General features: G+C 63.0%; 18 protein-coding genes. 7 read left to right on the forward strand and 11 right to left on the reverse strand.

Annotated features, from left to right (window positions below; genetic code table 11):
* Positions 1-89 precede the first annotated feature (89 nt).
* From Q0X23_RS02905 to Q0X23_RS02925, 5 genes are all read right to left on the reverse strand, one after another.
* The gene (locus Q0X23_RS02905) at positions 90-1,640 is read right to left on the reverse strand and encodes a GMC family oxidoreductase (RefSeq protein WP_297858898.1); all 1,551 of its coding nucleotides are present in this window, start codon (positions 1,638-1,640) and stop codon (positions 90-92) included.
* Between the two features lie 107 nt (positions 1,641-1,747).
* On the reverse strand, positions 1,748-3,007 hold the full coding sequence (locus Q0X23_RS02910; protein WP_297858899.1) for a HAMP domain-containing sensor histidine kinase: 1,260 nt from the start codon (positions 3,005-3,007) through the stop codon (positions 1,748-1,750).
* Positions 3,008-3,081: 74 nt separating this feature from the next.
* Entirely contained in the window at positions 3,082-3,729 is a 648-nt protein-coding gene (locus Q0X23_RS02915; RefSeq protein WP_297858900.1) for a response regulator transcription factor, read from the reverse strand.
* Between the two features lie 252 nt (positions 3,730-3,981).
* Entirely contained in the window at positions 3,982-4,512 is a 531-nt protein-coding gene (locus Q0X23_RS02920) for a TetR/AcrR family transcriptional regulator (RefSeq protein WP_297858901.1), read from the reverse strand.
* A gap of 95 nt (positions 4,513-4,607) precedes the next feature.
* Positions 4,608-5,081, reverse strand: a complete 474-nt coding sequence (locus tag Q0X23_RS02925) for a hypothetical protein (protein WP_297858902.1) — start codon at positions 5,079-5,081, stop codon at positions 4,608-4,610.
* 114 nt (positions 5,082-5,195) lie between these two features.
* On the opposite strand from Q0X23_RS02925, the gene Q0X23_RS02930 reads away from it, so the two are divergent.
* On the forward strand, positions 5,196-5,642 hold the full coding sequence (locus tag Q0X23_RS02930; protein ID WP_297858903.1) for a hypothetical protein: 447 nt from the start codon (positions 5,196-5,198) through the stop codon (positions 5,640-5,642).
* 13 nt (positions 5,643-5,655) lie between these two features.
* On the opposite strand, the gene Q0X23_RS02935 is transcribed toward Q0X23_RS02930, so the two are convergent.
* On the reverse strand, positions 5,656-7,236 hold the full coding sequence (locus tag Q0X23_RS02935; RefSeq protein WP_297858904.1) for a hypothetical protein: 1,581 nt from the start codon (positions 7,234-7,236) through the stop codon (positions 5,656-5,658).
* Positions 7,237-7,483: 247 nt separating this feature from the next.
* Between Q0X23_RS02935 and Q0X23_RS02940 the strand changes: the two genes are divergently transcribed.
* From Q0X23_RS02940 to Q0X23_RS02960, 5 genes are all read left to right on the forward strand, one after another.
* The gene (locus Q0X23_RS02940) at positions 7,484-9,394 is read left to right on the forward strand and encodes an alpha-amylase family protein (RefSeq protein ID WP_297858905.1); all 1,911 of its coding nucleotides are present in this window, start codon (positions 7,484-7,486) and stop codon (positions 9,392-9,394) included.
* 10 nt (positions 9,395-9,404) lie between these two features.
* Positions 9,405-10,994, forward strand: a complete 1,590-nt coding sequence (locus Q0X23_RS02945; protein WP_297858906.1) for an alpha-amylase family glycosyl hydrolase — start codon at positions 9,405-9,407, stop codon at positions 10,992-10,994.
* Positions 10,991-11,443 carry a low molecular weight protein-tyrosine-phosphatase gene (locus tag Q0X23_RS02950; RefSeq protein WP_297858907.1) on the forward strand — a complete coding sequence of 151 codons (453 nt, stop codon included), beginning with the start codon at positions 10,991-10,993 and terminating at the stop codon, positions 11,441-11,443. Before Q0X23_RS02945 ends, Q0X23_RS02950 begins: the two co-directional genes overlap by 4 nt.
* Complete coding sequence (locus Q0X23_RS02955) at positions 11,430-12,221, forward strand: fructosamine kinase family protein (protein WP_297858908.1); 792 nt, start codon at positions 11,430-11,432, stop codon at positions 12,219-12,221. Before Q0X23_RS02950 ends, Q0X23_RS02955 begins: the two co-directional genes overlap by 14 nt.
* A 187-nt stretch (positions 12,222-12,408) precedes the next feature.
* Positions 12,409-13,167, forward strand: coding sequence for a DUF4388 domain-containing protein (locus tag Q0X23_RS02960; protein WP_297858909.1), 759 nt, complete (start codon positions 12,409-12,411; stop codon positions 13,165-13,167).
* Between the two features lie 554 nt (positions 13,168-13,721).
* On the opposite strand, the gene Q0X23_RS02965 is transcribed toward Q0X23_RS02960, so the two are convergent.
* The gene (locus Q0X23_RS02965) at positions 13,722-14,060 is read right to left on the reverse strand and encodes a dolichyl-phosphate-mannose-protein mannosyltransferase (RefSeq protein ID WP_297858910.1); all 339 of its coding nucleotides are present in this window, start codon (positions 14,058-14,060) and stop codon (positions 13,722-13,724) included.
* A gap of 92 nt (positions 14,061-14,152) precedes the next feature.
* The gene (gene glpK / locus Q0X23_RS02970; protein WP_297858911.1) at positions 14,153-15,643 is read right to left on the reverse strand and encodes a glycerol kinase GlpK; all 1,491 of its coding nucleotides are present in this window, start codon (positions 15,641-15,643) and stop codon (positions 14,153-14,155) included.
* 70 nt (positions 15,644-15,713) lie between these two features.
* Here glpK and Q0X23_RS02975 point away from each other — a divergent pair, with 70 nt between their 5' ends.
* Positions 15,714-16,931: a Gfo/Idh/MocA family protein gene (locus Q0X23_RS02975; protein WP_297858912.1), complete on the forward strand. Its 1,218-nt coding sequence runs from the start codon at positions 15,714-15,716 to the stop codon at positions 16,929-16,931.
* A gap of 513 nt (positions 16,932-17,444) precedes the next feature.
* Here Q0X23_RS02975 and Q0X23_RS02980 read toward each other — a convergent pair.
* From Q0X23_RS02980 to Q0X23_RS02990, 3 genes are all read right to left on the reverse strand, one after another.
* Complete coding sequence (locus Q0X23_RS02980; RefSeq protein ID WP_297858913.1) at positions 17,445-20,759, reverse strand: Swt1 family HEPN domain-containing protein; 3,315 nt, start codon at positions 20,757-20,759, stop codon at positions 17,445-17,447.
* 106 nt (positions 20,760-20,865) lie between these two features.
* On the reverse strand, positions 20,866-21,222 hold the full coding sequence (locus tag Q0X23_RS02985; RefSeq protein ID WP_297858914.1) for a DUF86 domain-containing protein: 357 nt from the start codon (positions 21,220-21,222) through the stop codon (positions 20,866-20,868).
* Positions 21,209-21,511: a nucleotidyltransferase family protein gene (locus Q0X23_RS02990; RefSeq protein ID WP_297858915.1), complete on the reverse strand. Its 303-nt coding sequence runs from the start codon at positions 21,509-21,511 to the stop codon at positions 21,209-21,211. The genes Q0X23_RS02985 and Q0X23_RS02990 overlap by 14 nt, the downstream gene beginning before the upstream one ends.
* Positions 21,512-21,519 lie beyond the last annotated feature (8 nt).

Raw genomic sequence — 21,519 nt, forward strand, 5'->3', positions numbered from 1 at the left:
TGACTTTGCGGTTGCCCTGAGCCTGGATTCTTCATCGGGAAGAAAGCCTGCGTCTGGCCCAGACTTAAACCGAGCTTGAAGCCCAACATCTAAACCCCCAGCAGCAGGTCGGCGGCTCGCTCTGCCACCATCAGGGTGGGAATGTTGGTGTTGCCGCGAACCACCCCCGGCATCACCGAGGCGTCCACTACGTAAAGGTTCTCGGTACCGTAAACCTTCAGATGTTCGTCTACCACCTGCCCCATGCTGCACGTACCAGCAGGGTGGTAGAGGCTCTGGGCATGCTGCCGAATGTAGGCGGCCATTTCAACAGGGCTTTTTACTTCGGCCTGGCGATGGTGGGGCTGCCCCCGGTAGGGATCAAAAGCTTTCTGGGCAGCAATTTCGCGGGCCCACTCCATTCCGATTCGCAACACTTCCAGATCCTGCGGCTCCTTCAGGTAGTGCGGCTCGATGAGCGGCGCGGCCTCCGGGTCGACGCTCTTAAGGCCAATGAACCCCCGGCTCTGGGGCGCAATAAGCGTAGGGCCTATGGTGAAAAAGTAGCCCTCCTCGCGGTCGAAGCCGTGGTTGCTGAAGAAGGCCGGCCCAAAGTGGTACTGCAAATCGGGCGCGGGGGCCTGGGGCCGGGTGCGCACAAAAGCCCCGGCCTCGGCCACATTGCTCACAAAGGGGCCGCTTTGGGTGAGCAGGTAGCGGAGGGTATTGGCGAGGTTCTCGGCCTTGTCCAGGCTCACAGGCGCCTTGCAATGCCAGATGACCGGTAGGGCCAGGTGATCCCAGAGGTTCTGGCCTACCGGCAGATCCAGGCGCACCTCGATTCCAAGCGATTTCAGAGAATCGGCAGGGCCAATCCCAGAGAGCATCAGGAGTTGAGGCGACTGCACCGCACCGCTCGAGACGATCACCCCGCGACTGGCCCGCACCCGCCAGAGCTGGCCCTGGTGGCGGTACTCCACCCCAGTAGCCTTAGCTCCCTCGAACAGAATGCGGTGGGCCCTGGCCCCGGTCTGGGCATCCAGGTTGGGGCGCGGCAGGGCCGGTAGCAGGTAGGCCGTGGCCGCGCTGTGCCGGGCCCCGTTTCTCTGGCTGACGTGAAAAAGGCCCACCCCTTCCTGCCGGGGGCCGTTGAAGTCATGGTTGTGCTCCAGACCCCACTGCGCAGCGGCCTCAACGAAAGCCAGGCTCAGGGGATTGGTGTACTTACGTACCTCTACGTGCAAGGGGCCGCGGTCGCCGTGGTACTCGGAGGGGCCCAGGGGGTGGGTCTCGAGTTTCTTGAAGTAAGGCAGCACCTCGGCAAACGACCACCCCGGCTGTTGCCAGTCGTCGTAGTCGCGGGGGTTACCGCGAATCGCAATCATGGCATTGATACCGCTGCTGCCCCCCAGCCCCTTGCCCCGGGGCCAGTACAAAATGCGCCCCCCCAGCAAAGCCTGTGGTTCGGTGGAAAAAGCCCAGTCGTAGGGGCCCTTGAACAGCTTGGGAAAGGCCGCCGGGGCTTTGTGGTACAGGCCCTGCATGGGCTCACCGGCCTCGAGCACCAGCACCTTGAGGTCGGGCTTGGCGCTCAGCCGGCTGGCCAGCACGCAACCCGCCGAACCCGCCCCCACAATGACGTAGTCGTATTCCTGTCTCATTCGAAGCCATTGTACGGCCCAGCAAAATACACCTCCAGGGCCGGGGCAACGCCGACGCCGGATGGCCGACAGAGACAGGGTTGAGTGCACTGGAGGTTCTTCGCCCTTTAGCCCCTGGCCCCAGGCAACCAAACCCCCACCCGGGCCCCACCCCCGGGGCGATTCTCGGCGCGGGCCTTGCCTCCCATTCCCTGGGCGATAGCGGCTACCATCGCTAAGCCCAGGCCTACCCCATCGCTTCGGTCGTTCTTGACGAAAGCTTCGAAAGCTCTGGGCAGAACCTCGTTCGGGAAGCCGGGGCCTCGGTCGTAGACCCAAAGCCAGAACCCTTTATGCTCGGGCTCGAGCACAATCTTCTCCAGACCACCAGCGTGCTTTTGGGCGTTCTGAACAAGGTTTTCAATCACCAGCGAAAGCAGCCTGGGGTCGGCCTCCACCCATCCACTCCCCTCAACCTGTAGCCCGCGTTGCTCGAGAAAAGCTTTCAAGTTCAGCGGCTCTACCGGTACCCGGCCCTGGCCTTCCAGCCGGGCCAGGGTTAGCAAGCCCTGCAAAAGCGACTCCATGCGCAGCGCCTCGCGCAGGGCGCCCTCGGTGGCCCTGGGTTCCCCGGGCCGGCGCTGCAACACCTCCAGGTAGCCCTTGAGGGCAGCCAGGGGGTTGCGCAGTTCGTGCGAGGCCCCGTAGGCAAAACGCCGCGCAGCCTGCTCCTGCACTTTGAGCCGGTGCAGAGCGGCTTTAAGCTCGTTCATCAGGGTATTCATGGCTTCCACCGCAGGACGGGCTTCGGGAAGCAGGGGCGACGGAAGCGGCTCGAGGTTTTCGGCGTTGCGCCGGGCCAGTTCCCGCGAAACCGTGTCCAGCGGACGCAGCGACCGGGAAAGGCCAAAGGCCCCCACCGTAAACGCCAGCAGGGCCAGCACACCCCCAATCCCCAGATAAATCTGCAGCAACCGCTGGGGTAGAGCGGCCACCTCTTCCAGAGGGGTGCCCAGGCCCAATCCCCCCACGTCGCTGGGCAGCGCCACCCACAACCAGTTGTCCCGAATCTGGCGAAAGCTCTGGCCCTGGGACAGCGCCTCCTCGAGGCCCTCGGGGAGTTGATAATCGCCCAGGTCGGTGTAGGCAATGCGGCCTGCGGGGCTCAGGATAAAGCCAACCCCGCCGAACTCCTGCACTATTTGCGCCAAATCCTGAATGCGCACCTGCCCTTGACTGACCAGAAAACCCAGCCTGAAGAGGGCGGCCCGCTCGAGGGTATCCTGCACGGTGCGCTGGGCCTGCCGAACCGTTAAAACACCCAGCGGAACCCAGAGCAGGGCCAGGGCCAGCAGCAGCCACAGGAGTAGTCGCAGGCGAAGGGTCATGAGTAGGGTCGGGGAACCGGGAGCAGGGGTCGGGGGTCAGAGCAAAGCGGTGCGTTGGGTGCTGTGGGCCTCGATCACTTCCTCAAGATATAGCCATGCCCTCGCAGGGTGTGGAGCAGCATGGGCTCACCCAAGGCACGGCGCAACGCAGAAAGGTGCACCTCGAGGGTGTTGGGCTCGACTTCCTCGCCCCAGACCCGCTGCATCAGGGTTTCCTTGGGCAAGAGGCGCTCGGGGTGCTCCAAAAAACACTGCAATATCTGCAAGGCTTTAGGCGAAAGCTCCAGCAGCCGCTCCCCCCGGCGGGCCTCCATTTTGCGTGGGTACAGCAGTACATCGGCGTAGGAGAGCACCTCCGCGTCGCGCTTACTGCGACGCAACAGGGCCTCGAGGCGGGCCACGAGCTCCGAAAGGGCGTAGGGTTTGACCAGATAGTCGTCGGCCCCTTCACGCAGGCCTTTGACCCGCCACTCCACCTCGTCCAGGGCCGTGAGCATCAGCACCGGCACCGCACTCACCCGGCGAATCTCGCGCAAAACCCCAAATCCATCGCCCCCCGGCAACAGCACATCCAGCACCACCATATCCGGGCCCTCGGCCAGCTTGCGCAAACCCTCGGCGCCACTGGCCGCTTCCAGTACCTGGTAGCCCTCGAGCTCCAGCCCCAAGCGCAACGCTTCACGTACCCCCAGATCGTCTTCGATCAGCAGCACCAAGGCCATAAGGCTATTGTGGCAGATCCAGGCTGAGCCTGGGCTTAAAGAAGCAAAAGCCGAAAGCTGAAGGCCCAAAGCTCAAGTTATACCAGATTCGGTTAGTTCGTCACTAAACAGTGACGAACCAACCCGACTGAAAGGAGTGCTCTAGGATTCAAAAAGATAGCCTCTGGATTTTTTGGTTTGAATGACTATCTTTTTGAATCCGGTATTAGACAACTGGCTCATGGCAAATAATCCAGAGCGCTAAGTGTTGCTCTATTCGGGCAGGCCCCGCACAAAGAGGTCTACCCCTTCTTGTAAGAGCATTTCAGCCGAAAAACCGGGCATGTGCTGGGCGGTCATGTATGCCCCGTGCACGATTGAAGTGAACACCACCGCGAGCGCTCTGCCATGTCCAGGTGAGACTTTCTCCAATATATTTGCGAGTTGCTCCACAACCCGGCTCATAGCTTCTCGGGCCAGCAACACCGCTTCCTGATCGCCCCCCCGGCGGCTCGAGTGGGCGGTCATGAGGGCGGTCAGAGGTTCTACCTGACCACGGTAGGCCAGGGCCAGGGCCATCAGGCGCTCGTGCAGGGTGCCGGGGCGCGAAAGCCCCCGCTGGGTCTCTTGGAAGCCCTCCTCGAGCAAAGCTTCCAGCAGAGCCCGCTTGGAAGCAAAGTGGTGATAGACTGCCGCTTTGGTCAGACCCAGGGTTCGCGCCAGGTATTCCAGGCTGGTCGCCGCATACCCGCGCTCTGCAAACGCTTTACGGGCCTTTTGCAGGAGAGCCTGACGGGTGTCCATGTCGCTATAGCGTACGCCCCTTTTTTCCTATCCTGGTGTAGTTCCAGCAACAGAAATATAGAGCAACAGGCAGGGCAAACCCTGGTGAGGGTGTCTCAAAAAAGGTAGTTGACCCCAAAGCGAATCTGGATTCCAAAAGCCGTTCCGTAAATCCCGGTGGCATCGCTGGCCAGGTAAAGGGTCGGGACGGCCTCGGCAAACAAGCCAGAATCGCTGGCGGTGCTGTAATTCACCCCGGCCAGACCCCGAATCCCAAAAAAGTTCAGCGCCCCCAAACCCACCCAGTTGGCGCCAATCCCCCCATAAGGCAGCAGCCGACCGGCGCTCAACGGGAACAGCAGGTCGGCCCCCAGCTCCAAAAAGTTGGGGCTTATCCCAATCCCCACATTGGCCCTGGCCCCAAAGCCACCCCCCAAATTGTAGCTTCCCGCCTGCAACATCAAGCTGGTGAGGGGGGTGCCCTCTACCCACTGAAACACCAGGCTGGCTCCGGCGAAGGGTCGGTTGCCCTGTGCGAAAGCAGCCAATCCCCAAACGAGCAACACAAGAACGGCCAAACGTTTGCCCATACGGGTACATTTTAGGGGGCCTATCGGGGTAAAAGGGGTCAAAGTTTGTTACATAAAGATTTCATTAGCAAGCCCTAAGACTTCCCCCACGGCCATCTCTCTACACTGCAAACTATGCGCGCAGCCTATCTAGTGGTGTTGCTCCTGGCCCCACTTGCGGCCTGTGGGGGTCAAAGCGTTTTCAAGCCTCCCAACAACCCTGGTTCCCCTCCACCTTCCCCAGCTCCGGGTGAAAGTTTCAGCATGGCCGCCGACCCCTTTTCCCTGGCCCGGGGTGGTAGCGCCACCCTTACGGTACGGGTTACTTTCAACAACAGCAGCTTGACCCGGGTCTACTTAAAGTACCAGAGCAACACAGCGGGCCTCGAGGTCACACCCATCGAGCAGAACGCCGTGCGGGGAAGCTCCAACACCCAGACCGCTACCTTCACGGTGATCGATCGCGGCGTAGACCCCCTGGAGAAGAAGCCTTTCTTCTACATATACGGCCTTGCTTGCACCAGCAACGGTTGCAGCAATCAGTCCCAGCGGAGCATTACTGTGCAGTGGAACATGCCCTAGGAGGCATCATCGCTCAGTTAACTGTGCCCAGTGCGCCTTCCAGCTCCACGTCCTGGGTGCTGCCCCCGCGCACATACAGCCCCCGCCAGGCATCCTCGGTGGTGAAGAAGCCGTCCAGGCGCAGGTCGGTTCCGGGCTTGATGTACTGCTTGAGCGGACCGACGCCGGAGTTGCGGTCACCCGCGGTATAGGGGCCATCGCCATAGAGGTTGGTCTCGAAGTAGCCGTCGCCATCGGGGTCGAGCTCGGGCTTGTAGCGCAGACGCAGGTTCATGATTTGCAAGGTGCGGCGGGTACTGGAGGAACTGTTGGTAATCAGATCGGTGCAGTTGAGGCTGTTGCAGGCCGTCGCGGGGTTCTGGATGTCAATGCCCATACCAGGGCCGCTGAACTCCATGCCCAGGGCCTTGACCAACCCGCCATCCCACTGTTCGTAGCCGGAGTTGTTGGCCGCGATGCGGATGCGCTTGGAGGCACGCGTGTTTTGCACTTGCTGGCCGATTTGCTCTTGATTCACCTGCTGGCCCGTGCGGGGGTCGGTGCAGGTGTTGGCAAAAAAGGGATTATCGCCCTGGTTTTGCCTCGAGGCCCCAAAGTCGCCCTTGTAGTTGAGTTCGGCCAGCTTCTCGCCGGTACGCCAGCGGGTAGCCACCACCACCACGGTGTGGAAGCGGGCACAAACCCGCTGGTCGGTGCTGGTCTCGGAGTGGATGTTGATGTACCAGCCGATGTCGCCGTCCCGAATGGCAAAGCCCTTGAACCCCTCGGCCCGCTCGGGCTGGTTGTTGGTGTACTGCGCGGTATAGAGGAAGGGCGCCCGGTACCCAACCAGGCCGGGGTCGGAGTTGTGGTCGTGGCGGTAATAGCACCAGTAGACCGGGTCGATCTGAGGATGCCAGCTGGGGTAGTTGCGGTTATCGGGGCCTTTGGCTACCCAGAGGTTATCGAGCCAGGAGGGGCAGGTGGTGTTGGGCACGGGCCGTTCGGTAATGCCGCTCGGTAGGGCGGGTTCTGCCGAAGGCTGTCCGTTGCCCTCGGCCAGCAGCACCCAGTACTCTCCTTTGCCTTCCGGGGAACCCAACGCAATTTCACCGGCCCGGAAAGTGCGGGTGTAGGTGTTGAACTTCTTGCCATCGGCTGCGGTGGTCTCGCCCCGGCGCCAGCCCGAAAGCCACAGCGCGGAGTTCTCCCAGGCCACCACCACTGTGGCCTCGCGGGTCAGGGTCAGGCGCAGCCAGTCCGCACGGGTCGAGCTGGAGCCGGGCGCATCCAGAAGATCCCAACCGGCATACTCGGTGAAGCGCGGTCCAGAAGCCTGGTTGGGGTTATTGGGGTTGCGGTTTTTGTCGGCCTGTCGGGGCCAGTAGCGCAGTCCGCCATAGTTAGCCCGCAGTCGGCCATTTTCCTCACTCACCACCACATAGCGCGAGAGCAACGTAAGGGGCTGGTTGGTAGGGTGCTGGGTCAGCGACTCGGCCAGAAAAGGGCCATTGGAACTATCGGGGGTGGGGTTGTCGGTGTACTCTCCCCCGCCACAGGCCCCCAAACAAAGCCCCAGCCCCCCCAGCAGCGAAAGCATCTTCATTCGTTGCATGTAATCCTCCCCGGTACCCTGCTCATTTAGCGAGCAACTCTTAGCCCTAAAGTACAAGGACTCTTGCGCGTTGCTTTTCTGGATTAACCAGAGCTTAAGAAAGGCAACCGAGCAGGCTCAGAAAGCCCTAACCGACCTCACGAAAAGCCCGCCGGAGCGTTACGTTCTTAAGAGCAAAACGTGGGCCCGGCTGCACAACCCGCTTTGTGGGTAAGGCACCCAGCGATTGCGTAGAATACATGGGCGCATGGACGACCGCCGTTTTTTCCAGGGCATTGCGGAGCAAATGGTTTCATTAGACCCCTACCGCGCTACCGACCTTAGGGCGCGGATTCACCGCTATCTGAACGAATTAAAAGCCGGTTTGCAGGCGGTCTACCCAGAAGCCGATGGGGTAGCCGAGCGGGTGGCCCGGGTGCTTGGGCAAAACCTGGCCCAGCGACCGACCGACCTGCAAGCCCTGGACCTAGAGCGCATCCACACGCCGGACTGGTTTCAGAAGCCCCACATACACGGCTACATCGCCTACACCGACCGCTTCGCCGGAAACCTGAAGGGCGTGGCCGAGCGCGTTCCCTACCTGAAGGAACTGGGCATCCGCTACCTGCACCTGATGCCGTTGCTGCTACCCCGCCAGGGCGAAAACGACGGGGGCTACGCGGTGGCCGACTACCGCCGGGTACGCCCCGACCTAGGAACCATGGACGACCTCGAGGCCCTCTGCACAAAGCTCCGCCAGGAGGGGATAAGTCTTTGCCTGGATCTGGTGCTAAACCACGTAGCCCGCGAACACCCCTGGGCCCAGGCCGCCCGCCAGGGCGACCCCCGGTACCGCGACTACTTTTACATCTACCCCGACCGCACCCTGCCCGACGCTTTCGAGCGCACCCTGCCCGAGGTCTTCCCCGACTTTGCCCCCGGCAACTTCACCTGGGACGACGAACTGGGGGGCTGGGTCTGGACGACCTTTAATAGCTGGCAGTGGGATGTGAACTGGAGCAACCCCGAGGTGTTCCTGGAGTACCTCGACCTGATTTTGTGGCTGGCCAACCGGGGGGTAGAGGTCTTCCGGCTGGATGCCATCGCCTTCACCTGGAAGCGCCTGGGTACGAACTGCCAGAACCAGCCCGAGGTGCACGCCCTTACGCAAGCCCTGCGGGCGGCGGTGCGGATCGGCGCCCCCGCCGTGGCCTTCAAGGCCGAAGCCATTGTGGCCCCCGAAGACCTGATTGCCTACCTGGGCACCGGAGCGCACTTCGGCAAGGTTTCGGAGCTGGCCTATCACAACACCCTAATGGTGCAGATCTGGAGCAGCCTGGCCAGCCGCGATACCCGCCTTTTCACTCAGGCCCTGAAGCGCTTTCCGGAAAAGCCCCCCAGCACGGCCTGGGCCACCTACCTGCGCTGCCACGACGACATCGGCTGGGCCATCTCCGACACCGACGCTGCCGCCGTGGGACTCGATGGGGCCGCCCACCGCCGCTTTTTGTCCGAGTTTTACAAGGGCGACTTTCCGGGGTCGTTTGCCCGGGGGATGCACTTTCAGGAAAACCCCGCCACCGGCGACCGGCGCACCTCGGGGATGGCGGCCAGCCTGGCCGGGCTCGAGACCGCCCTGGAATCCGGCAACCCACGCCATGTGAACCTGGCCATAGAGCGCCTTCTGCTGGCCCATGCGGTCTTTATCGGCTACGGTGAGGGTATCCCGCTCATCTACATGGGCGACGAGCTAGGGATGCTCAACGACTACGACTACGTAAAGGAACCTGCTCACCAAGACGACAACCGCTGGCTGCACCGGCCCCGGATGGACTGGGCCAAAGCCCAGAAGCGGCGTCAGGGAGGCACGGTAGAGCACCGCCTGTTCCACGGCCTGAAAGCCTTGCTGGAGGCTCGAGCCCGCACCCCCCAGCTCCACGCGGCCTTTCCTACCCAGGCCCTTTGGCAAGCCAACCCACACCTGCTCTTGCTCAAGCGCCCGCACCCCCAGGGCACTGTGGTGCAGGTCTACAACTTCAGCGAACACGACCAGCCTTTCCCCTTTGAGGCTTTGCGCGCGGAGGGTGTTGTGCAGCCCTTCGACCTGATCAGCCAGGCCCCCGCCCCGGCTTACCTGGGGCCCTATGCCAGGCTGTGGCTCGTCCAGCACCCAGTGTAAAGGAGACCCTATGGAATGGTGGAAAACCGCAAGCATCTACCAGATCTACCCCCGCAGTTTCCAGGACTCGAACGGCGACGGCATCGGCGATCTGCCGGGCATCCGCAAGCGCCTGCCTTACATCCGCGACCTGGGCTTCGATGCCATCTGGCTTTCGCCTTTTTACAAAAGTCCCATGAAGGACTTCGGCTACGACGTAGCCGACTACTGCGATGTGGACCCCATCTTTGGCACCCTGAAGGACTTCGACGGGCTGATGGAAGACGCCCACCGGCTGGGCCTCCGGGTGCTCATCGACTTTGTGCCCAACCACACCTCCGACCAGCACCCCTGGTTCAAGGAGTCCAGAAGCAGCCGCGATAATCCCAAACGCGACTGGTACGTCTGGCGCGACCCCGCCCCGGACGGCGGCCCCCCCAACAACTGGCAGGCCTACTTCGGCGGGCCCTCCTGGACCTTCGACGACAAAACCGGCCAGTACTACCTGCACCAGTTTTTGCCCGAGCAGCCCGACCTCAACTGGCGCAACCCCGAGGTGCGCCGGGCCATGTACGACGTAATGCGCTTCTGGCTGGATAAGGGGGTGGACGGTTTTCGGGTTGATGTGCTCTGGCTTTTAGTCGAGGACGCCCTCTTCCGCGACGAACCCGACAACCCCCACTACAAACCCGGCGACATCGACCGCTTCCGCCATATTCACATCTACCAGGAAGACCAACCCGAGACCCGCGAAATTGTGCAGGAGATGCGCGCGGTGCTGGACGAGTATCCGGGCGACCGGGTGATGGTGGGCGAAATCTACCTGCCCTACGAGCAGCTCATGCCCTACTACGGCACCGCAGAAAAGCCCGGCTGCCACCTGCCCTTCAACTTTCACCTGATTTTCAGGGGCCTGTCCAACTGGACTGCCGAGAACATTCGCAGCATTGTGGAGGAGTACGAAAAGAGCCTGCCGCCCTTCGCCACCCCCAACTGGGTGCTGGGCAACCACGACCAGCACCGCCTGGCCACGCGGATTGGACACGACCAGGCCCGGGTAGCTGCAATGATGCTCTTTACCCTCCGAGGCTCGCCCACCTGGTACTACGGCGACGAGATTGGCATGGTGGATGGGCAAATTCCCCCCGAAAAGGTGCAAGACCCTGCCGCCTTGCGCCAGCGCGGGACCACGGGCGAACATGGCCTGGATCCGGGCCGCGACCCCGAGCGCACCCCCATGCAGTGGACACCCCACGCCTACGCCGGGTTCAGTACCCGTGAGCCCTGGCTGCCCATCTCGCCCGATTACACCGAACACAACGTGGAATCCCAGGATGCCGACCCCTTCTCCATGCTGACCCTAGTTCGCACCTTGCTGGTGGTGCGAAAGGAGACACCGGCCCTGTTCACCGGGGCCTACCAGACCTACAAAGCCCCTGCAGGCGTGTTTGCCTACCTGCGCGGCGGTGAGGTGCTGGTGGCGCTGAACTTTACCCCGGAGCCCAAAACCCTCTCCACCCCCGGAGGGGAGGTACTGCTTTCGACCTACCTCGACCGCTACGACAAAGTGGAGGGGGTGCTCGAGCTCCGCCCCCACGAAGGCGTTATCGTAAAACTATGACGCGGGTGCTTTTTGTTTGCATGGGCAACATCTGCCGCAGCCCCATGGCCGAGGGCATTTTGCGGCGCAAGCTGCGCGAGCGCGGCCTGGAGGGAGAGTTCGAGGTAGACTCCTGCGGCACCGGCGGCTGGCACGAGGGCGAGCCCGCCGACCCGCGCACCGAGCAGGTACTGGCACGGTACAACGCCCTGTTCCCCCACACCGCCCGCCGGGTTCGCGCCGAGGACTTAAACCACTTTGACCATATTTTTGTGATGGACAAGGAAAACCTCTGGACCCTCGAGCGCATGTTCCCAGCACACCGGGGCAAGGCCCGCCTGCTGCTGGAGCTAAACGGTGGCGGCGAGGTGCCCGACCCCTACTACGGCGGTATGGAGCAGTTTGAACAGGTCTACCGGATGCTGGACGAGGCGCTCGAGGTGTTCCTGCAGACCCATGCACCCCGCTGAACTGCTGCGCCAGGCCCGGCTCAAGGAATACCCCCTAGAGCCTCTGCACGGGGGCGATATAGGCCAGGTCTGGCGGGCCGGGCCCTATGTGGTCAAAACCCACCCCAGCCCCCCCGCCGGTATGTTCCAGGCCGAGGCCCGGGGGCTATTCGCCCTGTCTCAGGCCGGCATGCGCGTGCCCGAGATGTACTGGGCCAGCAACGAAGGGCTGGTGATGGAATACCTCCCGCCAGGCGAGCCAGACTGGCAAAAGCTGGCCCGGATGCTGGCCGGCCTGCACAAGCTCCGCCCCCCGGGCTATGGCTGGGACGACCGGGTATTTTTGGGCCGTTTTGAGCTGCCGAGCGGAACCCAAAGCGACTGGCAAAGCTTCTGGGTGGAAAAGCGCATCCAGCCCCTGCTGGAAGCCACCTGGCGCCAGTTGGGGCCGCTGGGCCCCCGGGTCGAAGCCTTGTTCAAGGAGCCCCTGCCCCAGGAGGGCCCGGCCCTGATCCACGGCGACCTGTGGCAGGGGAATGTGCGCCATGCCCAGGGGGGGCCGGCCCTGCTGGATCCCTCGGTCTGGTGGGGCGAACGGGCGGTTGACCTGGCCATGATGACCCTGTTCGGCGGCTTTCCAGCTCCGTTCTGGAAGGTATACCGCGTGCTCTACCCCATTCCCCCCGAGATTGAACGGGCCCTTCCGCACTACCAGGTTTACTACGTGCTGGTGCATGTGCTTTTTTTTGGCCCCCGCTACCTGCCCTTGCTGTTGCGCACCCTGGGGGCTGCCAGGTAGCGACACCCTTCACGTAACAATTTCTCGGTCAAATCCACCACTTATCCCCCCAAAACCCCTATCTTTAAAGGGGTAGGCTACCCCTCAGGTGCGCCTTCCCAACAACGCCTGCTACAATGATGGATGCTTCTCAAACCACCTGGGGGTAACCTGCGCCAATCTGCTTCTCCCCTCACAATCTGTTCTTATGGAAGGTACATTCGAGCTTCTGGGCCCCATTGAAATCCTGCAACTTCTCTCGCAGGCCGGTCAAACGGGGGTGTTCAAGGTGCCGGGGGGCGAGGTGTACCTCGAGCGCGGCCAGCCGGTGCACGCCCAGTACAAGGGCAAAACAGGCAAGGACGGGCTCTTGGAGATTCTGGCTCTGAGCGAAGGCAAATTTCGCTACCTGAAGGGCGAGCGTGCCAGGCAGTCGAGCCTGCTGGGTTCCCTGGATAACTACCTGCTCGAGGCCATCCGCTTCCTGGATGCCCGCCTCGACCTGAGCCCCTTCGACCAAGTGCATCTGGCCGATGCCAACCGCACCACCCACCTCACCCTTTCGCCCGACGAGTTCGAGTTGCTCCGGCACATGAGCAAGCCCATCAGCCTCTTTGACCTTGCGACCATTAGCGGCATTTCCAGTGATGAGGTTCAGCTCAACATCAGCCGGTTGGCCCGGCTGGGGCTGGTGCAGATCACCGCCCGCACCCCGCGCACGGTGCGCCTGGTAGTAGGCCGCCTGGAGGGCTCGAGCACAGCCCGCCTCGATACCCAGCTCCTCCGGGCCTGGCGCAGCCACTACGGCCCCTTCAGCCAGGTTGAGGTGCGCACCGAAGAACGCATCCTGCAAATGCCCGTCGAGGCCAGAAGCAATACCGGACCACAACTGCTGCTCTCCTCCGATGCCCTGTTCTTCTACAACCTGCGGGTAGGACAGGAGGTGCTGGTCTGGCCATCCCTGTAAGTGTTTTTTTTGGTATGTGCGTCAGACCAGATTCTGTTGATACCAACTTTACCTAGGCAGTTAGCTTTGAGGGTCGTTACAAGCTCCCTCATCCGGCGACACCCCAGGTGCAGTCAAGCATGTTCCTATCGCTGTTTGTAATACCAGATTCGGTTAGTTCGGCGCCATACGGCGCCGAACTAACCGGGCCGAAGTTATCCGCGTAGCGGAGGGCGTAAGCCCCTTGGAAGGGAGACGCTTTTTTCGCCGACCGTTCGGGAGGGGTGTGCTCTAGGATTCAAAAAGATAGCCTCTGAGGGTCTTTGGTTTGGATGATTATCTTTTTGAATCCGGTATTACAGCGGCGTAGAGATGGCTATACCTGGGGATTTGCCCTTCCATGGCAACCCCACCCTTGCCCTCCCCTGCTGGGGGGGGTAGGCAGTGTATGGGGGTCTATACGACGCTGCACTTATTTTGCGGTAGGTGTTGAAGCACGTTGACTGCCCAAAATTGCTATGTGCGGCTCATTGAGAGAGACTGCTGCGTATGCCGTATTCCTGGTTACCAGACCACTAGCTTTTCTTGCCCAGGCGATCCTGAGCAGCCTTGGCCAGCTCCTCGGCTTTGGCCCTGGCCTGCTCGGCGGCGTGCTGGGCCTGTTCGCTCAGGTGCTTGAGCTGGTCGGGCACCCCGTCACCGTCTTTGTCCAGGTTGGCCTTGAGCTCCTCGAATTTGGTTTTGGCCTGTTCGGCGGCCTGTTTGGCCTGGTTCATAACCCCCTCGAGCTGATCCGGTACTCCGTCGCCGTCCTTATCAAGACTAGCTTTCACTTCGTTGAATTTGCTTTCGGCCTGCTTAAGGGCGTTTTCCGCTGCTTCGCGGACTTTGTTGGCCAGTTCTTTGAAATCCATAAAAGTTCCCTCCACCCTCCATCCTAGCACCCCCATGTGACCCGGGCATGAAAGCGAAGGGTCGCACGTCCTGGGTCACGGGTCGCGAACCCTCAAGCATCTACCCAGTTTTTGGCCCGCTCCACGGCCTTTTTCCAGCCGCCATACAAGCGCTCCCGCTGTTCTTGGGGCATGACCGGCTCGAAGCGCTTCTGCACCACCCAGCGCTCGGCGATCTGCTCCCTGGAAAGCATTCCCACCCCCACCCCGGCCAGGTAGGCCGCGCCCAGCGCGGTGGTCTCGGTCACCTGGGGCCGCACCACCGGGGTGCCCAGAATATCGGCCTGAAACTGCATCAGCAGGTTGTTCACGGTGGCCCCACCATCCACCCGCAGTTCGGAAAGTTGCAACCCCGAGTCGGCCTCCATGGCTTCCAGCACATCCCGGCTCTGGTAGGCAATGGCCTCGAGGGCCGCCCGGGCAAGGTGGGCTCGGGTCGTCCCGCGGGTCAGGCCGATGAGGGTTCCACGGGCATACGCATCCCAGTAAGGCGCCCCCAGGCCCACAAAGGCCGGTACCAGATACACCCCATCGGTGCTTTCGACCTGGCGGGCCAGGGGCTCTACGTCGCTCGAGGTCTGGAGAATGCCCAGCCCATCCCGCAGCCACTGCACCACCGCCCCGGCCATGAACACCGAGCCCTCCAGGGCGTACTCGGGCGGCTCTCCTTCCAGTTGCCAGGCCACCGTGGTCAGGAGGCCCCGCTTCGACTCCACCTGTGACTGGCCGGTGTTCATGAGCATGAAGCAGCCTGTGCCGTAGGTGTTTTTGGCCATGCCGGGGGTAAAGCAGGCCTGCCCAAAAAGCGCCGCCTGCTGGTCGCCCGCTACCCCCGCAATGGGGATGGCCGTACCAAACAGCTCCGGCACGGTTTCACCGAAGAGCCCCGACGAGGGCCGCACCTCCGGCAAAAGCGCCTTGGGAATGCCCAGGATGCCCAGCAGGTGCTCGTCCCAGCGCAGGGTGTGCAGGTTAAAAAGCAGGGTGCGCGAGGCGTTGGACACGTCGGTGGCGTGTACCTGGCCCCCGGTCAGGTTATAGATTAGCCAGCTATCGATGGTGCCAAAGCACAGCTCGCCCTTTCCGGCCCGCTCCCTGAGCCCCGGCACGTTTTCCAAAAGCCACTTGACCTTGGTGCCGGAAAAATAGGCATCCAGCACCAGCCCGGTCTTCTGGCGGAACACCCCCTCGTAGCCCCCTTTGCGCAGTTCGTCGCAGATAGGCGCAGTGCGGCGGTCCTGCCAGACGATGGCCCGGTGCACCGGCCGGCCGGTGGCCCGCTCCCACAGCACGGTGGTCTCGCGCTGGTTGGTGATCCCGATGGCAGCGATCTCGCTGGGCAGAATGGCGGCCCGCTGGATGGCCTCGCGGGCGACCTGAAGCTGCGTCTGCCAGATTTCCAGGGGGTCGTGCTCGACCCAGCCCGGCTGGGGGAAGTGCTGCATGAATTCCTGCTGGGCTATGGCTCTGGGCTGACCCTCCAGGTCGAACACAATGGCCCGGCTGCTGGTGGTTCCCTGGTCTAGCGAGAGGATGTAAGGCATAAAACCTCCTGTGCTCCGATTGTATCCCACTCTATCGCAAAACAGATTTTAGATTTATAATCTAAAAAGCATGAAACGCAACAAGGAGTTCGCCAACCGGCTCCACGCCCTCACCCCGAAATTTGCCTACGTACCCCTGGAAGACCGCTTCCTGATGAACCCCGGCCCCCTCAAGTACCGCTTTAATGTGATTGGGGTGGGAGTTAACGGGCAGGAGCATATCAAGGTAACGCTGCTCGAGGGCCGTTGTACCATCCACGGGGTCTACGACCCCAACCCAAGCAGCGTAGAGGCCGCCAGGCGCATCAAGGCCCAGTTTTCCCAAGAGCCCCTGGTGGTCTACGAGAGCCTCGAGGCCGCCTGTTCCGACCCCGCAGTGGACGGCCTGATTATCTGCACCCCCAACCACACCCACCTCGAGGTGCTCAAGGTGGCCGTGCAGTCGGGCAAGCATATCCTGCTGGAAAAGCCCATGGCCACCAACCTGAAGGATGCCTACGCGATCTGGCAGATAGCAGAGCACTACCCCAAGGTGCTGCAGATTGGCCTCCAGTACCGCTACAAGCCCATCTACGTCGAGGCCATCCACGAGGCCAAAGTGCGCAAAAGCCTGGGCGAGATCAAGACCCTGACCATCCTGGAGCACCGCGAGCCCTTCTTGGACAAGGTCAAGCAGTGGAACAAGTTCTCCAAGTACTCCGGCGGCACCCTGGTGGAGAAGTGCTGCCACTACTTCGATTTGTTTAACCTGTTTGCCGAGTCGAGGCCGGCGAGCGTGTATGCCTCGGGCAGCCAGGCGGTGAACTTCCGCGACTTCGAGTACGGCGGCCTTCGCTCGGACATCCTGGACAACGCCTTCGTGATCGTGGAGTACGAGAACGGGGTGCGGGCCAACTTCAACCTGTGCATGTTCGCGCCCATGGTCTACGAGGAGATCGTCATCTGTGGCGACGAGGGCCGCCTCAAGGCCAGCGAGGGGGTGAACGGCCAGGCCTACTCCAAGTGGGAGAACTACCTCGAGGTGATTGCCCTCCCCGACCGCACCTCCCGCACCATGACCCCCAGCTACCCAGCCCTCATCGAGGAAACCGGCCACAGCGGGGCCACCTACTACGAGCACCTGCGCTGGATCGAGGCCATGGACGGCCAGCCTTCTACTGCTGCCACCGCCGAAGAGGGCTTCTGGAGCGTGGTGGTGGGGGTGGCGGCCGAAGAGTCGGTGAAGCGGGGGGAGAAGGTCATGGTGAAGGAGCTGCTCGAGGCCAACGGGCTGGGCCACCTGGCCTAGCGCCCAAGCTCAGCGCTCAGCTCAGATACCCAAACCGCCGTCCCCCCGCTCTTGTTTCAGCTTCCGACCATAGTCGGAAACAGAGCCGTCCCAATGGCACTTTGCACAACGCCCGTTCACAAAGGTATGCACACACGGCTCGTAGCCGTAGAGCAGATGCGCACACTCTGGGCATAGTGATTCCATGCGCGACGTGTGCAAAAAGAACAAGCTCCCGCACTCGTCACAAGTCTGGAAGGGTCTATTTGCCATATCAGAGTTTAGCAGAGTCTAATACCCGCTGGGGGAGGAAAACAGGGTCGGTGCATGAACCCTCGCAAACCTCAGCCAGGGGCGCTTCAGACGCCTGGGGTTGCAAAATTGCTCGTAGCAAGGCGAGATGGCTGGGTGTTATGCCCCCACCTAGCCTCCCCCGTTGGGGGAGGAAGGCGTGGCTTTACTTTATGCACCAGCCCTGGGGAAGAAATGGGGCTATGCGCTGGGGCAAAAATGGAATGAATTCGACAAGTTTTATCAGTCTGTCTCGAAGCCGTAGTTCTCGAACTTGAGGGTTCGGCTGTTCTCCGTAACCGTCCGAACCGTGTGCTCGCTGGCCCCGCTTGGCAGGCGCACCTGGATTTCCAGCGTGACCACCACCTCGGCGCCGGGTTGCCCAGCCAGGTGCGCGATCACTTCTTCGGCGATGCGCCCCGCCTCTGCCCCGACGCGAAGAGGATGGAGCCGCACGGTGCCGTGGTAGCGGCGGGGCAAGCGCGGTGGGCGAACTTCGGGCTCCCCGCCGCTCTTTACCCCGTTCCTGTCTTCCCTGGAGATATCACCCTGGACGGTATCGCCCTTTTCTGCTTCACGTTCGGTGGTTTTGATTTCAAGCTGCCGCCGGGCCACCTCGGGTTTGACGACGAGTCCGGGGTCTTCGGCGCTCAGCGAGACCGACTGTCCGCACTGCAAGCCGCGATACCTCCTGCCCGCTTCGTCGTAGCTCTCGGCATAGGCGAAGGTCTCGGACTCCCAGGTGAGTAGCGCCACGCCCTCGCGCAGGGCCCGTACCAGCACCTCCGGCCCGGCGAGCCGGGGCAGGTAGAGGTAGCGTGCGAAGTCCTCGACGAGCTGGCGCACCGGTACGTGCTCACCCCGCCACAGCGGTACTTCGTCCAGGTGCTTGCGCAAAACGGTCGCCCCGAGTTTGCCGAGGAGCAGCTCATCGCTTTTGAGCTTTTTGCTCGCCCGAATGGCGAGGGGGTCGGCGCCGGTGAGCCGTAGCGCTTGCCATTCGATGGGTCCTTGCGGCGACTTCTGTTCCGGCACCAAAAGCCACTGGTACGCCTCGGGCAAGCGTGCCTTCACGGCGGCGTCGGCGGCATTCTGCTGGGCTTCGGCCTGCCGAACCTGAAAGGGGCTGAGGTCGAGGGCTTCTTTCTCGGCCAGGATCGATTGCCACGCCAGGAACCCGCGCACCGCCTCGTCCAGGTCTTGTAGCCGAACCTTGTCGGCGGCCAGGAAAACCAGCGTGTTTTGGTAGATCCGCGGCGCGTTGCCGCGGGACTCGAGAATCGCCCGAGCTGCGCTCACGGCGGCGTTATCGGATTCCTTGCTGTAGGGGTGTTCCGGCGGCAGCACCACCAGGCGCGCCTCGAGGTCGTCCGGCACGTCGGCGATCGAGCGCGGCAGGGGATGCACGCGGGCAAACTCGCCCATCTGCCGCACGGCATCCCGGATGCGCTTTTCCAGCTCGGCAGCGACTTTGTCGGGGTCGCGCTTGAGCTGCTCGGCCCGATCCTCGGCCAGCTTGGTCACGGTGGGCTGCGTGGCGTACCAGAAGCGCGGGCCGTCTTGGTAGAGGTAGGTGGCTGCCGCCGCCAGCCGGCGCAGGGCATCGCCAAACACCGCCGGCGACTCGCCCGGCAGGACACAGCCGAGCTTCACCCGGCGGTCCTCGAGGCCCCGATGCGCCGCCCCCGCCGTGGGCGCCGACCCCAGGTAGACCGTGCGGGCCACGCGGCGCGTAGCGGAAAGCCTGCCCAGGTTGGGCACCTCGCCATCGATCTTCAGCGGCAGGGAGCTGGGCCCATCCACGTCCTTCTCGATGATGGGGGTCCAGTTGTCCGACAGATAGCGCGTGAGCTCGAACTGCACGCGCGGGTCGTCCACGGGAATGGTGGAGGGCAGGATCAGCGGGCTTTTGTCGCCCTTTTCCCACAGGCTGTGGATCACCGCGGCCATCAAGCGCAGCACCCCGCGGGTGCGCTGGAACTTGACCAGCGTGGACCAGTCCTCGTACAGCCGGTCGAAGACCTCGGGGTGGATGGGGTAGGCCGCCTGGATGCGGCGTTCGTAGTCGGTGGTTTTGCACTCGGGGGGAAACTCGGCGGCCTGGGTGCGGTACAGCTCGGCAAAGGCGCGGGCCGTCACGTCGCGCTGCTTGTACGCTTCCGGCCCGGCGAGCGGCTCGAACAGCCGTCGGCGCACGATCTCGAAGCCCTCCTCGGCGCTGGCCGGACGCCAGGACGACTCCACGCGCCCCACCACGTTGCGCAGCCGGTCGAGCGCCTCGCGCCCGCGCAGGCCGCCCACCTCCACGTCGTCGGCCTGGGTATCGGAAGCCGGCAGCGAGATCACCAGTAGGCAGGTACCGGCCAGCTTGGCCGACTCGGTGAGGGCCTGGGCAAAGCTGAACTGGGTCTCGAAGCTACCGCCCGGCAGGTCGGCGGCGTCGTGCAGTTGGCGGGCGTAGGCCACCCACTCGTCGATCAGAATGAGGCAGGGGCCATACTCGATAAACAGCTCACGCAGCGCATCGCCAGGGCTGGTAGCCCGCTCATCGTCGGCGCGGATGCGCTCGTAGGCCTCCCGCCCGCCCAGTTGCCAGGCCAGCTCGCCCCACAGCGTGCGCACCAGCGTGCCGTCGGGCTTGCGCATGGGGTTGCCGGGCGAGATTTTATTGCCCACCAGCACCACCCGCCGCGCCCTGGGCAGCGCCTTCACACCCGCTTCGGCCATCACCGCGTCGATGCCGGCGAGGTCGCCTGGCGCGGCACCGCTAAACAGGTGGTACAGCGCCAGCATGGAGTGGGTCTTGCCGCCGCCGAAATTGGTCTGAAGCTGGACCACCGGGTCGCCGCCGGTGCCCGACAAACGCTGCACCGCGCCCACCAGAAGCCGCTTTAAGCTCTCGGTGAGGAAGGTGCGGCGGAAGAACTCGGCGGGGTTTTGGTATTCGTCGCTGCCCTGGCCCAGGTGCACCTGCCACAAATCGGCGGCGAACTCGGCCTGCTGGTAGCGACCGCTGGCCACGTCGGGGTGGGGGTTTACCACCTCGCGCCAGGGCTTGAGCGCGCCGCTGGCTGCGGCCTCGATCAGCGAGCCCCCGGCCTTGCGTTTCTCGTTGCGCACCTGCTCGTCGAAGACCAGGCGACGAAGCTCCATCTTGATCCGGTTCACCTCGTCGGCCTGCGGAGCCGAGACGGCAGCGAGCAACCGCTCCATCGAATCGAGCGCACGGTCGGCATTGTCGCTCGAGAAAGGCGCCTGGTGCGCCCACTGGTTGCGCCACTCGCGCAGCTCGCTCACCAGCGAACGCTCGGCGAAACCCAGCGTCTTGCGGAACACCTCGTTCCAGGTCTCCCACATCAGCTTGAGCAGACCCGCCGCGTCCCACTCGGCGATGGGCTTGTTCTTGAGCAGCGGGTCCTCGGCATAGCGGCGCACCGTCTCCATGTTCACCGCTCCTGCCCGCACGGCCTCTTGTACTTCGCGCTCGACGTAGGGGGCCAGCCCCGCGCGCAGGAGTTCCAGCCCTTTGCCCACCCGCTCATGATTGGTTATGGCCATGTCTCAAGCCTCCGCATCCTCAAAAAGCGTCTCCTGGGCCGGGCGCGCCGCGCCGCCCTCCCGTGCCAGCCTCGCCGCCCGATGCGAGATCGTGGCTCACCCTCGGTCACGACGTCCCTCCTTTTTTCGCCTGCTCGAGCAGCTCGCGGAGCCGCGGCAGCAAGCCGGGCACCTCCTCAACGGCCGTTTTCCACACGATGTCCGCGTCGATGTCAAAGTAGGCGTGAACAATGCGATTGCGCATTCCGACCATGGCCCGCCAGGGAACGTCCTCAGCGCGTGACCTCGTCTCGTCCGAAATCTGGCTCGCAGCCTCGCCAATGATCTCGATCGCACGCACCACCGCAAAGAGCAGCATGCGGTCGGTGTCGAGATCGCCTCGAGTCCGGCCTGCGACGAATGTCGCGATGCTTTCGGCGGCCTCGACCATGTGCTGGAGACGGACACGGTCATCCGGACGCATACTGCACCTCCGCCTCGCGAAGCACCTCCTGCCGGAAGTGACGCGAGAGATCCTCGGCCGTGCGAAGATCGACGGCACGCCCACCCAACAGCGCTGAAAGCTCCGCCTCCATCGCGGCGAGCCTGATGAGCCCGGGCTTATGGCCGGGTTCAAACTCCACCAAAAGGTCAATGTCACTGTCCGGGCGCGCTGCGCCCTTGAGCGTTGAGCCGAAGAGCAACAGCTTGCGGATCCGATGCCGCTCACAGAAACGGCGCAGTTCGTCGTCGGCGATTGGAAGGCGCTTCATCAAGGGTT

The sequence above is a fragment of the Meiothermus sp. genome, assembly GCF_026004115.1.
Taxonomy (GTDB): domain Bacteria; phylum Deinococcota; class Deinococci; order Deinococcales; family Thermaceae; genus Meiothermus.

What these genes read in the sequence shown, in the direction of transcription:
- Q0X23_RS02980 (WP_297858913.1), bottom strand. Translation starts at nt 20,759, where the DNA reads ATGGCCATAACCAATCATGAGCGGGTGGGCAAAGGGCTGGAACTCCTG.
- Q0X23_RS02975 (WP_297858912.1), top strand. Translation starts at nt 15,714, where the DNA reads ATGAAACGCAACAAGGAGTTCGCCAACCGGCTCCACGCCCTCACCCCG.
- Q0X23_RS02930 (WP_297858903.1), top strand. Translation starts at nt 5,196, where the DNA reads ATGCGCGCAGCCTATCTAGTGGTGTTGCTCCTGGCCCCACTTGCGGCC.
- Q0X23_RS02985 (WP_297858914.1), bottom strand. Translation starts at nt 21,222, where the DNA reads ATGCGTCCGGATGACCGTGTCCGTCTCCAGCACATGGTCGAGGCCGCC.
- Q0X23_RS02915 (WP_297858900.1), bottom strand. Translation starts at nt 3,729, where the DNA reads ATGGCCTTGGTGCTGCTGATCGAAGACGATCTGGGGGTACGTGAAGCG.
- Q0X23_RS02920 (WP_297858901.1), bottom strand. Translation starts at nt 4,512, where the DNA reads ATGGACACCCGTCAGGCTCTCCTGCAAAAGGCCCGTAAAGCGTTTGCA.
- Q0X23_RS02990 (WP_297858915.1), bottom strand. Translation starts at nt 21,511, where the DNA reads ATGAAGCGCCTTCCAATCGCCGACGACGAACTGCGCCGTTTCTGTGAG.
- Q0X23_RS02960 (WP_297858909.1), top strand. Translation starts at nt 12,409, where the DNA reads ATGGAAGGTACATTCGAGCTTCTGGGCCCCATTGAAATCCTGCAACTT.
- Q0X23_RS02935 (WP_297858904.1), bottom strand. Translation starts at nt 7,236, where the DNA reads ATGCAACGAATGAAGATGCTTTCGCTGCTGGGGGGGCTGGGGCTTTGT.
- Q0X23_RS02955 (WP_297858908.1), top strand. Translation starts at nt 11,430, where the DNA reads ATGCACCCCGCTGAACTGCTGCGCCAGGCCCGGCTCAAGGAATACCCC.
- Q0X23_RS02945 (WP_297858906.1), top strand. Translation starts at nt 9,405, where the DNA reads ATGGAATGGTGGAAAACCGCAAGCATCTACCAGATCTACCCCCGCAGT.
- Q0X23_RS02950 (WP_297858907.1), top strand. Translation starts at nt 10,991, where the DNA reads ATGACGCGGGTGCTTTTTGTTTGCATGGGCAACATCTGCCGCAGCCCC.
- Q0X23_RS02905 (WP_297858898.1), bottom strand. Translation starts at nt 1,640, where the DNA reads ATGAGACAGGAATACGACTACGTCATTGTGGGGGCGGGTTCGGCGGGT.
- Q0X23_RS02940 (WP_297858905.1), top strand. Translation starts at nt 7,484, where the DNA reads ATGGACGACCGCCGTTTTTTCCAGGGCATTGCGGAGCAAATGGTTTCA.
- glpK (WP_297858911.1), bottom strand. Translation starts at nt 15,643, where the DNA reads ATGCCTTACATCCTCTCGCTAGACCAGGGAACCACCAGCAGCCGGGCC.
- Q0X23_RS02910 (WP_297858899.1), bottom strand. Translation starts at nt 3,007, where the DNA reads ATGACCCTTCGCCTGCGACTACTCCTGTGGCTGCTGCTGGCCCTGGCC.
- Q0X23_RS02925 (WP_297858902.1), bottom strand. Translation starts at nt 5,081, where the DNA reads ATGGGCAAACGTTTGGCCGTTCTTGTGTTGCTCGTTTGGGGATTGGCT.
- Q0X23_RS02965 (WP_297858910.1), bottom strand. Translation starts at nt 14,060, where the DNA reads ATGGATTTCAAAGAACTGGCCAACAAAGTCCGCGAAGCAGCGGAAAAC.